At 61.5% G+C, this 14470-nt stretch carries 13 protein-coding genes; 8 read left to right on the top strand and 5 right to left on the bottom strand.

Annotated features, from left to right (window positions below):
• Positions 1-165 precede the first annotated feature (165 nt).
• Complete coding sequence (gene exaA / locus AC3ZVB_RS17015) at positions 166-2058, top strand: quinoprotein ethanol dehydrogenase (protein WP_162440228.1); 1893 nt, start codon at positions 166-168, stop codon at positions 2056-2058.
• Positions 2059-2150: 92 nt separating this feature from the next.
• Positions 2151-2798 carry a pentapeptide repeat-containing protein gene (locus AC3ZVB_RS17010; protein ID WP_490147220.1) on the top strand — a complete coding sequence of 216 codons (648 nt, stop codon included), beginning with the start codon at positions 2151-2153 and terminating at the stop codon, positions 2796-2798.
• A 169-nt stretch (positions 2799-2967) separates the two neighbouring features.
• Here the strand turns inward: AC3ZVB_RS17010 and AC3ZVB_RS17005 are convergent, their stop codons facing one another.
• Genes AC3ZVB_RS17005 through AC3ZVB_RS16995 form a run of 3 tightly spaced genes read right to left on the bottom strand, consistent with a single transcriptional unit; the run spans position 2968 to position 4990 of the window.
• Complete coding sequence (locus tag AC3ZVB_RS17005; protein ID WP_162440226.1) at positions 2968-3606, bottom strand: response regulator; 639 nt, start codon at positions 3604-3606, stop codon at positions 2968-2970.
• Complete coding sequence (locus tag AC3ZVB_RS17000; RefSeq protein ID WP_490147219.1) at positions 3603-4865, bottom strand: HAMP domain-containing sensor histidine kinase; 1263 nt, start codon at positions 4863-4865, stop codon at positions 3603-3605. Before AC3ZVB_RS17000 ends, AC3ZVB_RS17005 begins: the two co-directional genes overlap by 4 nt.
• Before the next feature lie 2 nt (positions 4866-4867).
• Positions 4868-4990, bottom strand: a complete 123-nt coding sequence (locus tag AC3ZVB_RS16995) for a hypothetical protein (RefSeq protein ID WP_490147218.1) — start codon at positions 4988-4990, stop codon at positions 4868-4870.
• A 180-nt stretch (positions 4991-5170) separates the two neighbouring features.
• Here AC3ZVB_RS16995 and AC3ZVB_RS16990 point away from each other — a divergent pair, with 180 nt between their 5' ends.
• From AC3ZVB_RS16990 to AC3ZVB_RS16965, 6 genes are all read left to right on the top strand, one after another.
• Entirely contained in the window at positions 5171-6355 is a 1185-nt protein-coding gene (locus tag AC3ZVB_RS16990) for an ABC transporter substrate-binding protein (RefSeq protein ID WP_490147217.1), read from the top strand.
• A gap of 32 nt (positions 6356-6387) precedes the next feature.
• Positions 6388-7347 carry a YVTN family beta-propeller repeat protein gene (locus AC3ZVB_RS16985; RefSeq protein ID WP_490147216.1) on the top strand — a complete coding sequence of 320 codons (960 nt, stop codon included), beginning with the start codon at positions 6388-6390 and terminating at the stop codon, positions 7345-7347.
• Positions 7344-8087, top strand: coding sequence for an ABC transporter ATP-binding protein (locus AC3ZVB_RS16980; protein ID WP_490147215.1), 744 nt, complete (start codon positions 7344-7346; stop codon positions 8085-8087). Before AC3ZVB_RS16985 ends, AC3ZVB_RS16980 begins: the two co-directional genes overlap by 4 nt.
• Positions 8084-8875 carry an ABC transporter permease gene (locus AC3ZVB_RS16975; RefSeq protein ID WP_490147214.1) on the top strand — a complete coding sequence of 264 codons (792 nt, stop codon included), beginning with the start codon at positions 8084-8086 and terminating at the stop codon, positions 8873-8875. The genes AC3ZVB_RS16980 and AC3ZVB_RS16975 overlap by 4 nt, the downstream gene beginning before the upstream one ends.
• Before the next feature lie 263 nt (positions 8876-9138).
• Positions 9139-9696, top strand: coding sequence for a PQQ-dependent catabolism-associated CXXCW motif protein (locus AC3ZVB_RS16970; RefSeq protein WP_162439986.1), 558 nt, complete (start codon positions 9139-9141; stop codon positions 9694-9696).
• Positions 9697-9752: 56 nt separating this feature from the next.
• Positions 9753-10418 carry a response regulator gene (locus AC3ZVB_RS16965; RefSeq protein WP_162439985.1) on the top strand — a complete coding sequence of 222 codons (666 nt, stop codon included), beginning with the start codon at positions 9753-9755 and terminating at the stop codon, positions 10416-10418.
• Between the two features lie 301 nt (positions 10419-10719).
• Here the strand turns inward: AC3ZVB_RS16965 and nahK are convergent, their stop codons facing one another.
• The gene (nahK, locus tag AC3ZVB_RS16960) at positions 10720-13353 is read right to left on the bottom strand and encodes a hybrid sensor histidine kinase/response regulator NahK/ErcS' (protein ID WP_490147213.1); all 2634 of its coding nucleotides are present in this window, start codon (positions 13351-13353) and stop codon (positions 10720-10722) included.
• On the bottom strand, positions 13283-14446 hold the full coding sequence (gene nosP, locus AC3ZVB_RS16955; RefSeq protein ID WP_490147212.1) for a nitric oxide-sensing protein NosP: 1164 nt from the start codon (positions 14444-14446) through the stop codon (positions 13283-13285). Before nosP ends, nahK begins: the two co-directional genes overlap by 71 nt.
• Positions 14447-14470: the final 24 nt, after the last annotated feature.

Here is a 14470-nt window from a genome sequence, read left to right as displayed (position 1 = left end):
TTGGTGGCCGCTTTCTAGTCCCTTGGTAGTAAGGCCTGTGGCGCACACCCAAATCAGGTCCTACTTGGGAAGTTTTCCCGGCAACAGCGGGACTTTTTCCGTATCCGGCAACATGCCGGGAGCACCACCCTGTGCAGGCCAAAACCTCCACTGGGAACTGCAACCATGACAATAAGATCGCTACCCGCCCTTTCCCCTTTGACCCTTGCCGTGCAAGCCTTTTTGCTGGTGAGCAGCCTGTCGTTGAGCACTGCCAGTCATGCCGCCACTGCTCCGGCCACCCCCACCCGCAATGTGACGTGGGAAGACATTGCCAACGATCACCTGACCACCAAAGACGTGCTGCAATACGGCATGGGCACCAACGCCCAGCGCTGGAGCCCGCTGGCCCAGGTCAATGACAAGAACGTGTTCAAGCTCACGCCGGCCTGGTCCTATTCGTTCGGCGATGAAAAACAGCGTGGCCAGGAATCCCAGGCCATCGTCAGCGACGGCGTGGTGTATGTCACCGGTTCCTATTCCCGGGTGTTCGCCCTCGACGCGAAGACCGGCAAGCGCCTGTGGACCTACAACCATCGCCTGCCGGACAACATTCGTCCGTGCTGCGATGTGGTCAACCGCGGTGCGGCTATCTATGGCGACAAGATCTACTTCGGCACCCTCGATGCGCGGCTGATCGCGCTGGACAAGAACACCGGCAAAGTCGTCTGGAACAAGAAATTCGGCGACCACGCGGCGGGCTACACCATGACCGGCGCCCCGGTGCTGATCAAAGACAAAACCAGCGGCAAGGTGCTGTTGATCCACGGCAGTTCCGGTGATGAGTTCGGCGTTGTCGGCCAGCTGTTTGCCCGCGACCCGGACACCGGCGAAGAAGTCTGGATGCGGCCTTTCGTCGAGGGTCACATGGGCCGTCTGAACGGCAAGGACAGCACCACCACCGGCGACGTCAAGGCGCCGTCGTGGCCGAACGACCCGACCACCGAAACCGGCAAGGTCGAAGCCTGGAGCCACGGTGGCGGCGCGCCTTGGCAGAGCGCGAGTTTCGATCCGGAAACCAACACCATCATTGTCGGTGCCGGCAACCCTGGCCCATGGAACACTTGGGCGCGCACGTCCAAGGACGGCAATCCCCACGACTACGACAGCCTCTACACCTCTGGCCAGGTTGGCGTCGACCCGAGCACCGGCGAGGTGAAATGGTTCTACCAGCACACCCCGAACGATGCCTGGGACTTCTCCGGCAACAACGAACTGGTGCTGTTCGACTACAAGGACAAGGACGGCAAAACGGTCAAGGCGACCGGCCACGCGGACCGCAACGGTTTCTTCTATGTGGTCGACCGCAACAACGGCAAATTGCAGAACGCCTTCCCCTTCGTCGACAACATCACCTGGGCCAGCCACATCGACCTGAAGACAGGCAGGCCGGTAGAGAACGAAGGCCAGCGTCCGGCCAAGCCATTGCCGGGCGAAACCAAGGGTAAATCCGTGGAAGTGTCGCCACCGTTCCTCGGCGGCAAAAACTGGAACCCGATGGCGTACAGCCAGGACACCGGGCTGTTCTACATTCCGGGCAACCAGTGGAAGGAGGAGTACTGGACCGAAGAGGTCAGCTACAAGAAAGGCTCGGCTTACCTGGGCATGGGTTTCCGCATCAAGCGCATGTACGACGATCACGTCGGCACCCTGCGCGCCATGAACCCGACTACCGGCAAGGTGGTGTGGGAGCACAAGGAAGCGTTGCCATTGTGGGCCGGCGTGCTGGCGACCAAGGGCAACCTGGTGTTCACCGGGACCGGTGACGGTTTCTTCAAGGCCTTCGACGCGAAAACCGGTGAGGAATTGTGGAAGTTCCAGACCGGTAGCGGCATCGTCTCGCCGCCGATCACCTGGGAACAGGATGGTGAGCAGTACGTCGGCGTGACTGTGGGCTACGGCGGCGCGGTGCCGTTGTGGGGTGGCGACATGGCCGAGCTGACGAAACCGGTAGCTCAGGGCGGGTCGTTCTGGGTGTTCAAGATCCCGAGTTGGGATAGCAAGACGGCGCAGAAGTAGGCCCTCACCCTCTGATCATTCCCACGCTGCGCGTGGGAATGCAGCCTCGGACGCTCCGCGTCCACTCGGCTACCCCACTCGAGAACCCCGTCATGAAATACGCACCCCTGTTTCTTCTGCTGACCTGCTTCCTGGCACACGCCAACGACGGCGACGACGCGCCGCTCATCATCAACGGTTGCACCATCGCTGATCATAGCCAGTGCCCCGGCGCCGATCTCAAAGGCGCGAACCTGCGTAATCAGGACTTGCGCAACATGAACCTCAGCGGCGCGGACTTGCGCGGTGCCGATCTGCGCCATGCCCGACTCGACCTCGCCAACCTGGAAAAAGCCCAGCTGCAAGGCGCCAACCTGACGCGCGCCAGCCTGCAACAGAGCAATCTGCGGCTGGCGGATCTCACCGGTGCCACGTTGATGGCGATTCAGGGCTGGGGACTGTTTGCCCAAGGCGCGCAGTTCCAGGACGCCAACCTCAGCGCCGCCTACCTGCAATTCGCCCGCCTCTCCGGCGCCAGACTGCACAACGCCAACCTGCGCGCCGCCGACCTGGAGATGACCTGGCTGAGCAAGGCCGACCTCAAGGGCGCCAACCTGAGCGATGCCAACCTGCAGGAGGCCAAGTTTGGTGAAAGCAATCTGGAGCAGGCCAACCTGACCGGTTCGCGTCAGCATTACGCGAATTTCCAGGATGCGAACATGGAGGGCTGCACCGGTTGCCCGACGACTTGGGATAAGTGAACAATCTGATCCCTACAACAAATCCCTGTAGCAGCTGCCGAGCCTGCGAGGCTGCGTTCGAATGCACAGCACTCGCAAAAAGAACGGCGAATGCTGCGCATTCGAACGCAGCCTCGCAGGCTCGGCAGCTGCTACAGAATGACCAGGGCGCGATAGAATCGCACAGGGTTCAACCCGCCTTTCTCACCACCCCCATATCAATCCCCAAATGCACCAACTCCGCGTGGGAGCTGACCTGCAATTTGCTCTTCAGCAAGGTCAGGTGATTGGAGACGGTCTTGCCGCTGATACTCAGTTGTTCAGCAATCATCCGTGCCGGCGTGCCTTTGGCGAGCATCACGAAAATCTCCAGCTCGCGCTGGGTCATGCTCTGCAAGCGCGGGTCGCTGGCGTCCTGTTGCGGGTGACACGCGAGTTGAGTGGCCAAGGGCTGTTCGATGTAAGCGTGGCCGGCCAGGATGCGCCGTACCGCCTCGATCAACACGTCGGGTGCCGAGCTTTTCGTCAGGTAGCCCGACGCCCCCGCGTCCAGCGCCTGGCGCACTAACGGCAACTCATCGTGCATGCTGAAAAACAGCACCCGCAGTTGCGGCAGGCGCTGACGCAAGCGCCGGGTGGTTTCCAGTCCGCTGATGCCCGGCAAGCCGAAATCCATGATCACCAGGTTCGGCACGGCTTCCTGCACGCGGATCAATGCGTCCTCCCCCGTCGCCGCTTCACGCACTTCCATGGCGGGCAGCAAGGCCCGCAACAGACTGGCGTAGCCCTGACGGACCACCGCATGGTCATCGACCAGCAAAATATTCATGACACCTCCAACGGCATGTTCAAAGCCAACGCCCAACCAGCGCCGGGACGACTGAAAACCCGCAACTCGCCGCCCAGGCTGCGGGCGCGCTCCTGCATCGAGTACAAGCCCACACCAGGCTGTGGCGGCTGCTGTGCTCCTCGCCCGTTATCCCGAACCAGCAAGCGCAAACGCCCGCCACGATGTTGCAGGCGAATCCGCACCTGACTGGCGTCGGCGTGGCGTGCGATGTTGGTCAGGGCTTCCTGGAGCAGGCGATAGAGGTGGGTTTTGTCCGATGTGGTCAGCGCTGGCAACTGCAGGCCGACCCGCAACTGGCACTCGATGCCTTGGCGCATCTGCCATTGCTCCACCAGCAAACCAAAGGCCTCGGCCAACGACAAATGCTGCAGCATCACCGGGTACAGGTCATGCACCAGCGCACGAAATCCCTGTTGCAGGTGTTCGCAGTTGTGTTCCAGATCGCGCACGGTGCGCTCCACCGTCGCCGGCTGATCCGCCACCAGTCGCAGCAAACAGGCCTGGGCGCGAATACCTGCCAGGTACTGGCCCAGATCATCGTGCAGGGTTTGCGCCAGATGCGTGCGCTCCTGCTCCTGCACCGCGAGCAGGGTCCGGGTCAAATGAGCGTTATCGGCACGGGCGTGTTCCAGCGCCTGGGTCATGTGGTTGAAATGGCTTGCCAGTTGCCGCGCTTCCGGCACGCCTTCAGCACGCAATCGCACGTTGAGCTGGCCGCCCGAGACCTGCTGCAACGCACGCAGCAGCTCATCGAGCAGCCCCATTCCCCGGCGTACGGCCCAGCGAATGGTCAACAGGCTAAGCAACAACGCCAGCCCGCACAACGCCAGCAATTGCTGCAGGGAATCCCAGACTTCGTCGATTTCATCACGGGGATCCACGGCAATCTGCACCCGCCGACCGTCCTTCAAATCCAGCAACCGCGCATTGTGCCGGGCCTCAGCGAAAAGTAACCGCCCAAGCCAGCCATCAATCCCGTTCTGCTCTGACAGACGAGCCGTTTCGCCGGGCGCCAGCCAGCGCACCCGCACATGACGCAAGCTGCGCGTCAGCCTGGGCTGCAGGCTGGCCGGGTCACGCTCGGCGGTTTCACTCAGGTACCCGACCACCGCTTCGGCGGATTGCAACTCGCGCTCCACATCCGCCAACGCCTGATGCACCAGCAAGCCCATGCAGGCCAGCGTGACCAAGGCGAAAAATCCGCACACCCACAGGTTGATCCGCCACAGGGCCGACATCCCTAGCGCCCCTGTATCGCTGGCATGACCGCCAACGGCGCGGGACGCGGGCCGTGGAGTTTGTCGACGCCGATCAGACTCAGGATCAACAGGAACGGCAGGAGCAGCGCTTTGAGAATACGCATGGTCGATCTCCTTTGAGTAATGGCCGTTGTTGACGATGCTGCTGTCCATCCTTCTTTCCATCCTAAGTCGGCGCCGCCCAGGGCAAGTTACTACCTTGGTACTGGCTGACTGGTACTTTCTGCATATTTCCTATCACCCACCGGGTTCCTATGCTGGCGCTACCCGGAATGGAGTGTCCTATGCGCCAGCTTGCCCCTTACGCCCTGTTCTACCTGCTGGCGATCGCTTGTGCCGCCGGGCTGGCGACCCAAAGTCAGGCGGCCGATGCGCCGTTGCAGGTGCAGATCGGCTACCTGGGTTACCGCCCCGACCCTGGACCGCTGCTGTCGAATGTCATCCCCGAGCCCGCCGATGCCGGACTGCGCGGTGCCGAGCTGGCGATCACCGACAGCAACAGCACCGGACGTTTTCTCAATCAGCATTACAGCCTGCTCAGCGCCAGCGTCGACCATCCCCAGGCCCTGATCGACGCTGCCAGGGTTCAGCATGAACAGGGTGTCAGGCTGTTCGTGGTGAATGCCCCGGCCGACACCCTGCGCCAACTCAGTGCCGCCCTGCCCGACAGCTTGCTGTTCAACGCCGGTAGCGCCGATGACACGTTGCGCACCACCGATTGCCTGCCAAACGTGCTGCACAGCCTGCCGAGCCGGGCAATGCTGGCCGATGCGCTGGCGCAATTGCTCGTGGTGCGCAAATGGCAGCGAGCGCTGCTGATCGTCGGCCCGACCGCCGATGATCAAGCCTACGCCGCCGCCCTGCGACGCGCGGCCAAGCGTTTCGGCCTGAAACTGGTGGCGGAGAAAGCCTGGAGTTTCGATAACGATCAACGCCGCAGCGCCCAGGCCGATATGCCGCTGTTCACCCAGACCGCCGAGTACGACGTAGTGCTGGTGGCCGATGAGCGCGGTGACTTTGGCGAGTACGTGCCCTACCAGACATGGTTTCCGCGCCCGGTCGCCGGCACACAGGGCTTGACCCCGGTGGGTTGGCACAAGACCGTGGAAACCTATGGCGCCGCGCAGTTGCAGAAACGCTTTGAAGCCCTGGCCGGACGCTGGATGAATGACCGCGATTTCGCCGCCTGGATCGCCGTGCGCAGCATCGCCAGCGCCGTGAGCAAACTGCGTCAGGCCGATCCGATGGCGATCCGTACGTTGGAAATCAGCGATCAACTACCGCTGGACGGCTTCAAGGGTCGCAAGCTCAGTTATCGCCCGTGGAACGGCCAGTTGCGTCAACCGATTCCGATCGTGCAGCCCCGGGCCCTGGTCAGCACGTCGCCCCAGGACGGTTTCCTGCACCCCTTCAACGAAATGGACAGCCTCGGCTACGACAAGCCTGAGGTCAGCTGCCGCTTTCCCTGATTCAAACCTCCAAAAACAATAAGGAATCCGCCATGCGCCGCACCCTGCTTTCATGCGCCCTGTTGCTCGCCGCCGGGCACGCCGCGGCCAGCACCGCCTGGGTCTCCAACGAGAAGGACAACAGCCTGAGCCTGATCGACATGCAGACCCTGCAAGTCACCGATACCCTGCCCGTCGGGCAACGACCCCGTGGCCTGTTGCTGTCCCACGACAGCAAGCTGCTGTACATCTGCGCCAGCGACTCGGACCGGGTCCAGGTAATGGACGTGGCCACGCGCAAGATCATCAAGGAGCTGCCCTCCGGCAAAGACCCCGAGCAATTCGCCCTGCACCCCAACAACCGCTGGCTGTACGTCTCCAACGAAGACGATGCACTGGTCACCGTGATCGACACTGAAACCTCCAAGGTGCTGAGCCAGATCAATGTCGGCGTCGAACCCGAAGGCATGGCAGTCAGCCCGGACGGCAAGTGGGCCGTCAACACCAGCGAAACCACGAACATGCTGCACTGGATCGATACCAGTACCCAGACGCTGGCGGACAGCACCCTGGTGGACCAACGCCCGCGTTTCGTCGAGTTCGCGCCGGATGGCTCTCAGTTGTGGGCCTCGGCGGAGATTGGTGGCACGGTCACGGTGCTGGATGTCGCGACCCGCCAGATCCTCAAGACCCTGACCTTCCAGATCAAGGGTGTGCACCCGGACAAGGTGCAACCGGTGGGTATCAAGCTGAGCGCCGACGGCAAGTACGGTTTCGTCGCCCTCGGCCCGGCCAACCATGTGGCCGTCATCGACGCCAAGACCTTCGAGATTCTGGATTACCTGCTGGTGGGCAAGCGCGTCTGGCAGATGGCGTTCACCCCGGATCAGAAGCAATTGCTGGCCACCAATGGCGTCAGCGGCGATGTGTCGGTGATTGATGTCGACAGCCTCAAGGTCACCAAATCGGTCAAGGTCGGGCGTTATCCATGGGGCGTGGTGGTCACGCCATGAACGCGCTGGAGGTCAGCGACCTGAGCTTTGCCTACGGTGCACGGGAAGCGTTGCGCCAGGTGAGTTTCAGCCTGGCGCCGGGGCGTTTCGCGGCACTGCTGGGGCCTAACGGCGCGGGCAAATCGACGCTGATTGCACTGCTCACGCGGCTTTACGATCTGCAACGGGGCGAGATTCTGGTGGGCGGCTGTTCACTGCGCAATACGCCGCGCCCGGCGCTCAAACAGCTGGGCGTGGTGTTTCAGCAAAGCACCCTGGACCTGGACCTCAGCGTTGAACAGAACCTGCGCTATCACGCCGCGCTGCATGGCCTGTCACGGCGCCAGACCGGTCTGCGGGTGGATGCTGAACTGGCGCGACAGGCGTTGACCGACCGTCGTCGCGAACGGGTGCGCGAACTCAATGGCGGCCATCGCCGCCGGGTGGAAATCGCCCGCGCCTTGCTGCATGAGCCGCGTCTGCTGCTGCTCGACGAAGCCAGTGTCGGCCTCGACCCGGCCAGCCGCCTGGCACTCAATCGACACATCCGCAGCCTTTGTTGCGAGCAACGCATCAGCGTGCTCTGGACCACGCACTTGCTCGACGAAGTGCAGCCCAGCGATGACTTGCTGATCCTTCATCAAGGGCGATTGGTCGCCAGCGGCCAGGCCGATGCCTTGAGCCTGGAACATGGCGGCGATCTCGGTTCAGCCTTCGCGCGCCTCACCACATCTTCACCTTCAGGAGCCGCCGTTCGATGAATGCTTACTGGCAGTGTTTCAGCGGCATCGTGCTGCGTGAGTGGTTGCGCTTCGTGCTGCAACGTACGCGGTTCCTCAGTGCATTGGTGCGACCGTTGCTGTGGTTGCTGGTGTTCGCCGCCGGTTTTCGTGCCGCATTGGGGATCGCGATCATCGAGCCCTACGACACCTACATTCCCTACGAGGTGTACATCATCCCGGGGCTCGCTTGCATGATTCTGCTGTTCAACGGCATGCAGGGTTCGCTGTCGATGGTCTATGACCGGGAAATGGGCAGCATGCGCGTGCTGCTGACCAGCCCCCTGCCCCGGACGTTTTTGCTCTGCAGCAAACTGCTGGCGACGTCGCTGATTTCGCTGCTGCAGGTGTATGCCTTCCTGGCCATCGCCTGGGCGTATGGCGTGCAACCGCCGCCCATGGGCTTGTTGGTTGCCTTGCCGGCGCTGTTGCTGGTGGCCCTGATGCTCAGTGCGCTGGGGCTGTTGCTGTCGAACGCCATCCGCCAGCTGGAGAACTTTGCCGGGGTGATGAATTTTGTGATTTTCCCGCTGTTTTTCCTGTCGTCGGCGTTGTACCCGCTGTGGAAAATGCGTGACTCGAGCGAGTGGTTGTACTGGTTGTGTGCGTTGAATCCGTTCACCCATGCGGTGGAGCTGGTGCGGTTTGCGTTGTATGAACGGTTCAATCCGCTGGCCTTGGGCGTGTGCGCAGGATTGACCCTGGTGTTCGCCCTGCTCGCGGTCCTCACCTTCAACCCGCAGCATGCGGCCCTGCGCAAAGCCACCTGACCCCACACAGTAGGACGGTACGACTGTAGGAGCTGTCGAGTGAAACGAGGCTGCGATCTTTTGATCTTGCTTTTAAAAGCCAACGTCAAAAGATCGCAGCCTCGTTTCACTCGACAGCTCCTACACAGCTCCTACAGTCCTATCAACAGGGAGGGAGAGTTCGGGCATTTACTACTTTAGTACTGGTTTACCTGTCTATCGTCGCATTCCCAACGCACCGCAACTGGCATGTAATGGGTTCATAACTATAAGGATTGAACCCCATGCTGCGTGCCCGACGTTGCCTTCTGCGTCCCACTCTTGCCGCGCTGTCCCTGAGCCTGCTGCTGGGCGTTGCACACGCCGAAACGGCGCTGTTCTCCTCCGACGGTTATCGCATCGCGCTTTACCGCAGCCCGACACCGAATCAACTGGATGGCGCCGCCATCATTGACACCACGGCCCTGCAAGCATTGCTCAAGCAAACCCCTCGCCCGGTATTGATCGACGTCTACCGCCGCCAATGGCTGCAGGGGCGTTTTATCGAAGATCAGCCCCACGAAAATGTACCCGGTAGCCACTGGCTGGCGAACACCGGCGACGGCGACTTGAGCGCCGAATGGGCGGGCTATTTCGCGCGCCACCTGACGGCACTGACCGCAGGCGATCTGGCGCAACCGCTGGTCTTCTATTGCCGCTCCGATTGCTGGCTGAGCTGGAACGCGGTAAAACGCGCCGCCGCAATGGGCTATAAGACACTGTATTGGTACCGCGACGGCCTGGATGCCTGGCAAGCGGCGAACCTGCCCGTGATGGCCGCCCAGCCCGAACCCTTTCCCTGACCTTTACGCTTGCGTGTTGTTGCCACACCATAATGAAAATAATGAGGTGAAAGGCCATGTACAAAATTCTGATTGCCGACGATCACCCGCTGTTTCGCGAAGCCATTCATAACGTCATCAGCGACGGATTTCCCGGCAGCGAAGTGATGGAAACTGCCGACCTGGATAGCGCCCTGCTGCTGACCCAGGATCACGATGACCTGGACCTGATCCTGCTCGACCTGAACATGCCCGGCATGCACGGCCTCAACGGCCTGATCAACCTGCGCAACGAGGCACCGACCATTCCCGTGGTGATCGTCTCGGCCGAGCAGGACAAACAGATCGTGCTGCAAGCCATCACCTATGGCGCCGTGGGGTTCATCACCAAATCCTCGCCGCGGGTGCAGATGACCGAAGCCATCCAGCAAATCCTCAATGGCAACGTCTACCTGCCGCCGGACATCATCCGTACGCAGAAAAGCGGTACGCACCGCCGGATGAACGACAACCCGAGCTTTGCGCCAGAACTGCTGCAGGCGTTGACCCGCAAGCAGCTGCTGGTGCTGGAGCGCATGACCAAGGGCGAATCGAACAAACAGATCGCCTACACCCTGGAAATCGCCGAAACCACGGTCAAGGCCCACGTCTCGGCGATCCTGCGCAAACTGAATGTGCACAACCGGGTGCAGGCTATTCTGAGTGCCGGGGATATTGATTTCGGGTCCTATCTGCGGCGTTGAGGGCGTCCTCCGGCCCCGATACCAACCCTGTGGCGAGGGAGCTTGCTCCCGCTCGGCTGCGAAGCAGTCGTGAATTCAGTCAATGCGGTGTATCAGGAAAACCAAGTTGTCAGGGTTTACGACTGCTTCGCAGCCGAGCGGGAGCAAGCTCCCTCGCCACAGGTTATCGGTTTTCGCAGAACAAATGACTCATCGCCCTCTCCCCACATTGATCGGCATTGAACGCAGAGTTTGTGCACGACCAAGATCCAGTGTGGGAGCTAGCCTGCTAGCGATGACGCCGGCCAAAGCACCGCAGAAATCAAGGCCTGCCGAGCAAATGACTCATCGCCGTCTTCAGCTTCATCGGCCGGACCGGTTTGTGCATCAGCGTATGGCCCAGTTCACGGATCTGCAGTTTCAGCTCGTTGCTGTAGTTGGCGGTGATCATCATTGCCGGTATCGCGCTGGCCCGTCGGGCATTGATTCGGGCCACGGCGTCGACGCCATTCTGGTCGTCATCCAGGTGATAGTCGGCAATCAGCAAATCCGCCTGGGCATGGTAGTTGTCCACCTGGCGTGCCAGGTCCTGTTCCGACAATGCCGTCACCACCACACAGCCCCAGCCCTCCAGTAACGTGCGCATGCCGGCGCAAATGGCCGCGTCGTTATCCAGCACCCACACTCGCGCGCCACGCAGACGCTCCAGCATCGGCTCACTCATCAACAGACTGGGCAGCGCTTTTGGCGCGGTGGCGCTCAGCGGCACCTCGACGGAAAACATCGAGCCCCTGCCCGGCCACGAGCGCACGTGGATGCGATGCCCGAGAATCCCGGCAATTTTTTCCACTATCGCCAGGCCCAAACCCAGGCCACGGTCCTGATCCGGCCGTTGCACGTCACCGCGCTTGAACTCCTGAAAAATCTCTTCCAGCCGATTTTCCGCAATGCCCATCCCGCTGTCCCACACCTCGATCGACAGGCGCTGGTGATGACGCCGGCAGCCCAGCACCACTCGCCCGCTGTAGGTGTAGCGAATGGCGTTGCTCAGCAGGTTGCGCAAGATCCTGGCGAGCAACTGGATGTCACTGCGCACCAGCGCCGAGCAGCCAACGAAATGCAGTTCCAGCCCCTCACTGAGGGCGACCTGGGTGTATTCGGCGGCCAGGTTTTCCAGGAGCTCGCTGAGGGCGAACGGCGCAATGTCGGCTTTGATCACCCCGGCATCGAGCTTTGAAATGTCCACCAGTGTGCCCAACAGGTTTTCCACGTCCTCAAGCGAGTTGCTGACGTTGCGCACCAGGATTTCGTTGGCCATCGGCTCCCGGCGCTCCAGCAATGCACTGGTAAACAACCGCGCCGCGTTCAGCGGTTGCAGCAGGTCGTGGCTGACGGCGGCGAGAAACTTGGTCTTTGACAGGTTGGCCTGCTCGGCTTCCAGTTTCGCTTCGCGCAAACGCGACTCGACCCGCCGGCGCTCGTCGATTTCCCGCAGCAGCTGGTCGTTGAGGGTGGTCAGTTCCGCCGTGCGTTCCCGCACCCGAAGCTCGAGATTCTGATACGCCTGATGCAATGCCTCGGCGGTGCGACGGCGCTCGGTGATGTCACGGATCAACACGAAAATCCCCACCACCTCTCCGGTGGCCAGGCGATTGGGCACGTAGGAGCGCAGCATGTAGCGCTCCTGATTGTTGATGTTGGTTTCGGCGAATTCGAACGTCACGCTTTCACCCGCCAGCGCCCTGGCGACGTAGGCTTCCAGGCGTTGGTAATGCTGTTCGCTGTGCACTTCGCGCAGGCTCTGGCCGAGCATCACGCCCCGTGGCCAGCAGTACCATTGTTCGTAGACTTTATTGGTGAATTCATAGACCAGGTCGGCATTCAGGTAGGCGATCAAAGCTGGAACGTGGTCGGTAATCAGGCGAATCCAGCGCTCGCTTTCGCTCAGCGCTTCGGCGTGCTGATAGCGCTCGGTGATGTCGGTGAAGGTGTTGACGAAGCCCCCGGTGGGCAATGGATGGGTGCGAATTTCCAGCACCCGGCCATCGTAAAGACGCTGCTCGCACTCCTGCACCGGGCGGCCGTTGATGTCGCGACTGGCCGGTGTCAGCAGGTGCAATTCGCTGTCGGCGATCACCTCGGCAAATGGGCGGTGGGCGGCCACTGGCGCCAGGCCGCTGAGTTCAAGGAACCGCCGGTTCCACAGTTCCAGCACGCCGTCAGCGTTGACCATTGCCACGCCCTGGGACAGGTTGTCGACTGCCCGTTGCAGCAAGTGGGATTTCTGCGCCACGGCTTGTTCGCGACGCATCGTTTCGCTGAGTTTGACGTCGGTAATGTCAGTGAACAGGATCACCCGCCCACCCTCCTGGGTCGGCCGTTCACTGACTTGCAGCCAGCGCCCGTCTTGCAGGCGATAGAGCAGGTTTTCGTCGGCATGCCCGCGAGGCTCTTCGGTGAACAAACCGGTGGCACTCATCAAGCGTTTGACTTCGGCCAGACGCATGCCGGCATTGATGCGCACCCGGCTGTTGCCCCAGAACGCCTTGAAGCGGCTGTTGAACAAGACGATTCGCTGATCGGCATCGAACAACACAAACGCGTCGGAAATGCTTTCGATGGCGTCGATCAAATGCTGATGGGCCGTCTCCGCCCGCAGCCGCGCTTCGCTGAGCAGGTGATTGCCGGACTTGAGTTCCGCCATGGCCTGGTTCAACGCATCGGTGCGCTCGCGCACCTGTTCGGCGAGCACCACCGAATGCTGGAACGCCGCGTAGGGGTCATTGCCGCGGGTGGCGCCCGATTCGATGCGCTCGATCAGCGCACTGTTGATGCGTTGGAGTTTGTGATTTTCACGTTGCAGGCTGGCGAGTTGGGCCTGGAGCTCAACGGTGTCCAGGGGATCGGCCCCGGGCAATGGCAACGCCGGTGAAGGTCTGGTTGATGTGCATGCCATTGAACTGTTCTCCGTAGGTGTTGAAACCCATCACCCGCTGGTCGCGCAAAAACGCGCCGACGTGTTCCAGATTGCCGCTGTTCTCCAGCTCCATGCGCCGCAGAAAACAATCGCAACCGAGGGTCAGTAGCAGATCACCGAGTCGCTCGTGCAAGCCTTCGAACAGGTTTTGCAGGTTGGGCAGCATCGGACCCGGCGCCATGACGGTAAGGACGATGCCGTTTTCCACTGCGCAGTAAAAACTCAGGCTCAAGTCCGGATGAACCTGCTGGATCGCCCGTACGTAGTACTGATCGTTGATCCGCACCGCCAACGGGTGCGCCGCGAATACCCGATGATCCAGTTCGGCGACGGGGACACCGATGTGCCGTGCGTACTCCTCGGCGGCGGGTTCGGCGTTGAGCTCGAAGACCCGACGGGATGCACTGTCGGCCCCTGTCACCACGAGTTTTTCGGCTCGGGGCAAAATGTGGTGGGTGGTGAAGACTTCAAAGTCCAGCCAGGTGTTGACCAGCACCACCACCGCCGCACCGCTGTGAAATTCGCCCCCGAAGTAGACGTGGGTGTGGGTCAGGTAGTTGTCGTCACCGGCCGAACCACCGAAATGCGGGATGTCACCCAACGCTGCACTCAGGGCGCCGAGGACCATTTCTTCGCGGCTGGACAAGCCGTCGAGCAAGGTCAGGGCGAAGCTGTTGCCCTTGATCGGCGCCAGGGTGTTGCTGCGACAGCCGCTGACCAGCCGTTCGACCATCTGCTGAGCGTCGATCAGGCTGAAGTGCTCCATCTCGTCGATCAGTTCGGCGTCGATGGAAAAATGCCGGTGATCGAAACCCACCGCCGTGACGCAATTGCGCCCGTAGCCCAGCGGCGTGATTTCCCCGGCACTGGTGCAGCCCACCAGGCGAATGCCGCCGAAGCTCTGTTGCAATGCCTGCCCCAGCGCCTGGAGGTCGTACTCGGCGGAACAGAAAAACAGCACAAAGCCCAAATGCGGGTGCAACAGCTGTCGCGCCAGCTCCTGGGCAACCTGTTGCGCATCGGTGGCCTGGGACATCGCACTGACCACACCTTCATTCCCGACCTGCTGCATTGTCGCCTCCCGCAGGTGCGCGTG

The organism is Pseudomonas sp. MDV22-iso1 (assembly GCF_058145095.1).
This window is presented reverse-complemented; position numbering and strand designations above follow the sequence as displayed.